At 51.6% G+C, this 7,174-nt stretch carries 6 protein-coding genes; all 6 read right to left on the bottom strand.

The window, feature by feature from the left end; translation table 11 throughout:
- Positions 1-31: 31 nt before the first annotated feature.
- Entirely contained in the window at positions 32-1,354 is a 1,323-nt protein-coding gene (hslU, locus tag E9531_RS17130) for an ATP-dependent protease ATPase subunit HslU (protein ID WP_136574990.1), read from the bottom strand.
- A gap of 72 nt (positions 1,355-1,426) precedes the next feature.
- A complete protein-coding gene (hslV, locus tag E9531_RS17125) occupies positions 1,427-1,978 on the bottom strand; it encodes an ATP-dependent protease subunit HslV (protein WP_136574991.1) in 552 nt (183 codons plus the stop codon).
- Positions 1,979-2,096: 118 nt separating this feature from the next.
- Complete coding sequence (locus tag E9531_RS17120; protein ID WP_136574989.1) at positions 2,097-3,818, bottom strand: STAS domain-containing protein; 1,722 nt, start codon at positions 3,816-3,818, stop codon at positions 2,097-2,099.
- 27 nt (positions 3,819-3,845) lie between these two features.
- The gene (gene dksA, locus E9531_RS17115; RefSeq protein ID WP_136574988.1) at positions 3,846-4,340 is read right to left on the bottom strand and encodes an RNA polymerase-binding protein DksA; all 495 of its coding nucleotides are present in this window, start codon (positions 4,338-4,340) and stop codon (positions 3,846-3,848) included.
- Positions 4,341-4,805: 465 nt separating this feature from the next.
- The gene (locus tag E9531_RS17110) at positions 4,806-5,891 is read right to left on the bottom strand and encodes a CobW family GTP-binding protein (protein ID WP_136574987.1); all 1,086 of its coding nucleotides are present in this window, start codon (positions 5,889-5,891) and stop codon (positions 4,806-4,808) included.
- A gap of 291 nt (positions 5,892-6,182) precedes the next feature.
- Complete coding sequence (locus tag E9531_RS17105) at positions 6,183-7,001, bottom strand: PhaM family polyhydroxyalkanoate granule multifunctional regulatory protein (RefSeq protein ID WP_136574986.1); 819 nt, start codon at positions 6,999-7,001, stop codon at positions 6,183-6,185.
- Between the last annotated feature and the right edge of the window lie 173 nt (positions 7,002-7,174).

The following is a 7,174-nucleotide window of genomic DNA, read 5'->3' as shown; positions in this document are numbered from 1 at the left end:
TCGGCTTTGACTGACCTTTTGCAGAGTTTCCTTAAAGAATGTAACGAGAGAGGTCTTCGTTCTGACTTAGATCTGCCAAACGCTCGTTCACAAAAGCGGCATCAATCACGATAGCTTGCCCAGCCATCTGAGCCGCATTAAAACTAATGTCATCGAGCAAGCGCTCCATCACCGTAGACAAGCGGCGTGCGCCAATATTTTCTGTGCGCTCATTGACATCACACGCCAGTTGCGCCAAACGCTCAATCCCATCAGGCTGGAACTGCAGATGCACGCCTTCAGTCTCCAGCAAGGCTTGGTACTGTTTGACAATGGAGGCATGGGTATTGGCCAAGATGGCAACAAAATCCTGCACAGACAATGAAGACAACTCCACCCGAATAGGGAAGCGCCCCTGCAATTCAGGAATCAGATCACTGGGTTTGCTCAAATGGAATGCGCCCGAGGCAACAAACAACATGTGATCCGTCTTCACCATGCCATACTTGGTCTGCACGGTGGTACCTTCAACCAAAGGCAACAGATCACGCTGCACGCCTTGGCGCGATACATCACTGCCAGAACTCTCACTGCGCACTGCCACTTTGTCGATTTCATCAATGAAGACAATGCCGTTTTGCTCTGCATTGTGCAAAGCACGGCTGCGAATTTCCTCTTCATTCACCAAACTGGCAGCCTCTTCCTCGACAAGCAATTTGCGCGCCTCACCAATTGGCAACTTGCGTTTTTTCTTCTTGCCCTGCTGCATTTGCCCCATCCAGTCGCGCAAGCTGTCCGCCATATCCTGCATGCCAGATGGACTGAGGATTTCCAGTTGCGGCTTGGACTCAGCCAACTCCAACTCGATCTCTTTGTCATCAAGCTGGCCTTCGCGCAACTTCTTGCGAAACACTTGACGAGCCGTGCCATCAGTGGCAACTTCACCAGTCGCACCTGAAGCAACAGGAATCAGGACATCCAAAATGCGATCCTCTGCTGCATCTTCAGCGCGCGTACGCATGCGGCGCATTTCACTTTCACGCTCCAACTTGACCGCCACTTCGATCAAGTCACGAACAATGGAATCCACATCTTTGCCTACATAACCCACTTCCGTGAACTTTGTAGCCTCCACCTTGATGAATGGGGCATCGGCCAACTTAGCCAAACGACGCGCTATTTCCGTCTTACCCACACCAGTAGGCCCAATCATCAAAATATTCTTAGGCGTAATTTCTGCGCGCAAGGCCTCTGGCACTTGCTGGCGACGCCAACGATTGCGCAATGCAATGGCCACAGAACGCTTGGCTGATTTTTGCCCAACGACATGGCGATCCAATTCAGAAACAATTTCCTGGGGAGTCATTGAAGACATGCAACCACTCTCAAACAAAACAGATAAAAATGAGCCTGCGCATGCTAGCGACAGGCTCACGAACAAAGTCCATCACTCCAATACTTCGATGGTGTGATTTTGATTGGTATAGATGCACAGTTCGCCTGCGATTTGCAGCGACTGCTTCACAATGTCTCGCGCAGACAAATCCGAGTGCGCTAGCAGCGCCTTCGCGGCCGAATGGGCATAGGCGCCACCAGAACCGATGGCCACAATGCCTTGCTCAGGCTCGAGCACATCGCCATTACCCGTAATGATCAGAGACACATCTTTATCAGCCACAGCCAACATGGCCTCGAGCTTGCGCAACACCCGGTCGGTGCGCCAATCTTTGGTCAGTTCAATCGCGGCACGGGCCAAGTGACCCTGGTGCTTTTCAAGCTTGGCTTCAAAGCGCTCAAACAAGGTGAACGCATCTGCCGTTGCACCGGCAAAACCTGCCAGCACTTGATTGTGATAGAGCTTGCGCACTTTACGCGCAGTTCCCTTGACCACAATATGTCCTAGAGTGACCTGACCATCGCCACCGATAGCCACCTGCATATTGCCCGCCGCATCTCGTCGACGGACACTCAAAATAGTTGTGCCGTGGTATTGTTCCATCACCGCCATATGAGGCAATCAACCTCATATTCAAGACAGCTCAATAATTATTTATTGGATGTGCAAAATCAGCCAAAACACCATTCAAAATGCTCTCGCCCGATACATGCATGAGCACTCAATTTTTGCGCGGCACCACTTTGGCGTGCTCATTGATGCCAATGACATTAAAGAAGATGGCAATCAGTCGATGCAGCTGATTGAAAACCACTACTCGGCCTTTACTCTGCTGCAACGCGGCCCAGTTCAACACCGAGCCTGCAGCAGCAAAATCAATCGCAATGAGCTTACTGCAATCAATCGTAATGGGCGCACTGTCAGGCAATGACCCAACAGTTTGATCCAGAAGGGCCGTCGCATCCTGATCAATACGACCTTGTAAAGTCCCGGTTTGCATCGTGAACTTAGCCTCGTCAGTATTTTCCGATGTAACGGCCTGGGTGCCGTCATCATTGCTGGAATACTGCAACACAGGCGCACGGAATGTCGGGGGCGATTTCTCATATGTGATGGTGTAGTCCAATGCCACCAATTCAAACTGATCTGCATCACCCATCAATTGAATAACCGCCAATCGCAGCAGCCACCAACGCGCGTCGACCGAAGCATCAGAGACCACCGTTTTCTCGGCCAGCAAGTCATTGAGCTTTTCCACCGAAACGAACTTCAACACACCAGGCAATGCGCCAAGACGGTTGAAAAAATCGGTCAATGCGTCAACTGCGTCGGGTTGTATCAAAGTCAGACGCCCCCAACCCAGTTGGTAGGGGGACGAAGCGCGCTCTTGCAGCGCTGACAATGTCGTAACGGTCTGCAGTGCAACCTCGGGCGGGCTGGTCCAAGACAAAGGTCGTTTGTGATCCTTATCTTCCTGCGCCATGCCTAGCTGCTCAGGCAAAGAAATCCATGTGGGGGCAGAGCGCTCAAATCGCTTAGCAAAATCAAGCGCAACTGCATCGAAGCGATCCTGTGTACCAATCGCCCGATACAGATCAAACAAGGTCATCCAGATATCGACTTGACTTTGCGGATCCCCATTCGCATGCTTGCGAATCACATCCACCAACACCTTCTCTGCGTCTGCCACCCGATGGCTTGCGAACAAGATGGCGGCCTCTTCCAAGTCTGCCTGATGCACAAAATTCTCCTGAAACCCGAAAAACTCCAGCACTTCGTCCATCTGGCGAAGCAAGCCAACCCAATGACTGGAAGCGACTGCTGCAGTCTGACCGGCTTCCATATCCTGCCGTGCCTGACGCACATGCTGAGCCACCTCGTCCACAAAGAACAAGCTGGAGCTACCCATAAAAAAATCAGATGGCGCCTCCACACCCTCTGCGCCCACTCCCTCATGGCCGCCATGCGGCTCTTGTGCTAACTGCGAATCTCCATCACGGTGACCAGCCTGCCACCACTGTTTGGACAATTGCGCTTCGATCTCATTGATTTTCTCTAGCGTTCCAGAACGACTCTTAACAGGCCGCGAAGCAACGCTGGAATCAACGCCGGAAGCCTGCGCACTCGCTAACTGCGCCAAAACGCTGGCCGATAAATTAGGCTGACGCTGCTTCTTGCGTGTATTGATGATTTTGCGCAAATGCGCAAACTCAGCCTTGCGAATAAAGTCATTGCGGCGCTTACGCTCAATGCGCTCGCGCAATTGCTGGGCATTTAGATCATCAGCAACAGTACTCGACTGCTGCGACGGCGATGCACGCGACTCCAGTTCCTTCCAATCCTTGGTTGGATTACTGACAAACTTGACCACTTTTGACAGCAAACCACCTCCCTGCTCTTGTGAAGCAGGAACTGGTGGAGGTGCGGCATTCTCTGTACTCATGAATCGGAAAACGGGAAGAGGACAGGATTAGTCACCAAACATTTTCTGCTTGAGTTCACGACGCTGCTGCGCCTCCAAAGACAAGGTTGCAGTAGGTCTAGCCAACAAACGGCCAATTCCGATCGGCTCGCCCGTTTCCTCGCAATACCCATAGTCACCCGCATCAATACTCGCAATGGATTGCTCGACCTTTTTAAGCAATTTGCGCTCACGGTCACGCGTTCTCAACTCCAAAGCATGTTCTTCCTCAATGGTGGCTCGATCTGCTGGGTCGGGCACCACGGAGACCTCTTCGCGCAAGTATTCAGTTGTTGCGCCAGCTTTTCGCAGCATGTCATCTTTGAGGTGCACCAACTTATTGCGAAAAAACGCCAGCTGCACTGCATTCATATAGTCAGCCTCAGGCATTGCCAAGACATCTTGGTCCGTCATCTGCTGCACATCGCCGAGTTTCTTAGCAGTCGCCTTATCGGCTGTTTTAGCAGGGGCAGCGCCAGCGCGCGAAGTGGTTTTAGTAGCCATGGTCTTTCCAACCGCCTCTTCTTGAATAATCGTAAAAACACACCAATCGGCTTACTGGAGCCAGTAGCCATTCTTAATGGCGGCCATTGTGGCCTAATTCCAAAGGGACAAATAGTAACCAGCAGGTTTTAGGCCAATAGCCCCACCTATCGAGCACACCCAAGCCCTTTAGAGCCGATGGATTTTAGCCAAAACGCCTATTTCGCCAAGCACCATCGCAATGCCACCCTATTTCGGCATGGTATGCCCAATGAAAAAGCAACGACGAAGCATAGGCAGCCGCACACAAAAAACCACTCAAAAAGCCTATTGCGCACCTAAAGCAAACACATTTTGAGTCAATACCATAGGAGGCGACAGAACAATTCTTTGACGCGCCAACTATGCCTCTGTCTGCAACCGTAGCGGCCCGCAATCTAGCGCAACAACGGCACAGCTAGCACGGTTATGGCTTGGAGCCACACATCAAGAAGTCTGCACAGGGGCAACCAAGGACTGCTCCAAGCCTTGCACCAAGATATCGCGCGGCAAATCAATGCCAATAAAAACCATCTTGCTCTCTCTGCGCTCCCCTTCTGCCCATGCGGGACCCAAATCGCTCCCCATAAGTTGATGTACACCTTGGAAAATGACTTTGCGTTCCGTGCCTGCCATCTCCAAAACCCCTTTGTAGCGCAGCATCTTAGGGCCGTAGACATTGACGATAGCTCCGAGGAAGTCCTCTAACTTGACTGGGTCAAATGGCCGGTCGGCACGAAAAACAAAGCTTTTGACATCATCGTCGTGATGATGGTGATGCGGGTGATTGCAATGCTCACCATGTGCATGATGGTGGTCATGCTCCTCATGCGAGCAGTGGGCACCATGCTCATGGTGCTCGTGCTCATCGGTATCAGCAGCCAACAAATCAGGATCCACATCCAGCTTGGCGTTGAGATTAAAACCACGCAAATCCAGCACTTTATGCAGATCCACCTCCCCAAAATGCACCGCTTCGATAGGTGCACGCGGATTGATATGCTTGAGCCGATGTACCAACGCCTCTTTCTCTGCCGCTGAAATCAAATCAGTTTTGCTCAGAAAAATCTGATCTGCAAACCCCACCTGCCGACGCGCCTCCTGCCGATCAGTCAATTGTTGCTGGGCATGTTTTGCATCAACCAGGGTGATTACGCTGTCGATCAGGTAGTTTTCAGCCACCTCTTCATCCATGAAAAAAGTCTGAATCACTGGGCCCGGGTCGGCAACACCCGTCGTTTCAATGATGATGCGATCAAACGCCAATTCTCCACTCTTACGCTGTGCTACCAAACTCACCAACGTACTACGCAAATCTTCGCGAATCGTGCAGCAAATGCAACCATTGCTCATTTGCACAATCTGCTCGCCACTCTCACGCACCAAAATCTCGTTATCGATATTCTCTTCGCCAAATTCGTTCTCAATAACCGCAATGCGTTGCCCGTGAGACTCTTTCAGCACGCGATTGAGCAGGGTTGTTTTACCAGCCCCCAAAAAGCCGGTCAAGATAGTGATTGGAATCAGGGCCATGGTAGAAATCCTCAAAATCAAACAAGCCAGTCTTCAAAATCTCGAGCACTCGCTACCGACGCGAGTCGCAGATTCAGCTGACCACATAAAAGTGTAGCCCGATTGTCAAGCCCCTTTGCACAACCTAGCAGTCCATGACAAAGCGGCAGATCAGACCGAAACGCTAATCTAAGGCCTCACACTCAAAAGACAAGAAGCAAGCCCCTTATGAAAATGCGCCCACCAAAGCAAAGTAAGACTTTAGGCTTAAACGGTCGGTACTACACACACTTGCGTCTGCCCTCCCCTTACTTAACGCACCACTCGATTTGACTTGGGTGCACCAGGCACTGCTTGGCGCTGTGAGGCAGCCGGCACGGCGCGGCTTGCTTTTGAAGCAGCAGCGTTTTTTGTCCGTCGGGTTGCTGCCGTCTTTTTACTCGTAGCAGCCGGTTCGGCTCGTGCACTTTTCTTTTTGGCTTGCGTGGACTGCCCCTGCTCAGTCGAATCCACTGAAGGCATCCTCTGCCCAGCTGCGGCCATGTTCTGACCAATATCCTCCAGGGCTTTCGTGGCAATTGCCTGAAACTGCTCCGTCAATGCACCCCACCATTGCACAGCCTGGGCTTGTATGACTTGGGCATGGGCAGCAGCATCCGAAGTTGCTTTCTCCGCTGAGGCCTCCCTTGCGCGTTTATCTGCCCTATCATCCACGCAAGCGCCATGAACACCCGAGGCAAAAGATTCGCTACTCGCAAAACTCTGGTCGAACGCCTGCGTTGATCGCTGCGTGGATTCTTTCACTCCATCTGTAAAAGCCTGCGCCATTTGCTGCGCTCCAGCATTCATGCTTTTCAACGTTGTCAGCGTCATTTTCTGCACTTCCAGCGCCTGAATAGTGGCCTCCAGCGCCCGCCCATTCTGCTCCAGCCAAAATTGCACCACCTTCAGTTCATCAATACGCTTTTGAACCTCGACCTCATCCATCGTTGGCGCCAGCCACTGCTGGAATTTGCTGGGAGCAGCAGAAGGCGCCGCCGCCCCTGCCAACCCAGCAGGCACAAGTCCTTTAAGAAAATCAAAGCCCGGCACAAACCGGGTAAATTCCATCCAGTTGTTTTGTTCACCCATATTGCCTCCTATTAGCGACACTGCAGTTCATGTGCAAAACTTAATAAAAAAACCATTGAGCGCAACGCCACTTATACCCTGTACGGCGGAAATCAAACGGCAATCCCCCAAAAAACCATCGTTTTGAGAAGTAGAGACTGAATCGACCAGAATTTCCAAGACATTATTGAGCC

The sequence above is a fragment of the Lampropedia puyangensis genome (assembly GCF_004833285.1).
GTDB lineage: Bacteria > Pseudomonadota > Gammaproteobacteria > Burkholderiales > Burkholderiaceae_C > Lampropedia > Lampropedia puyangensis.
This window is presented reverse-complemented; position numbering and strand designations above follow the sequence as displayed.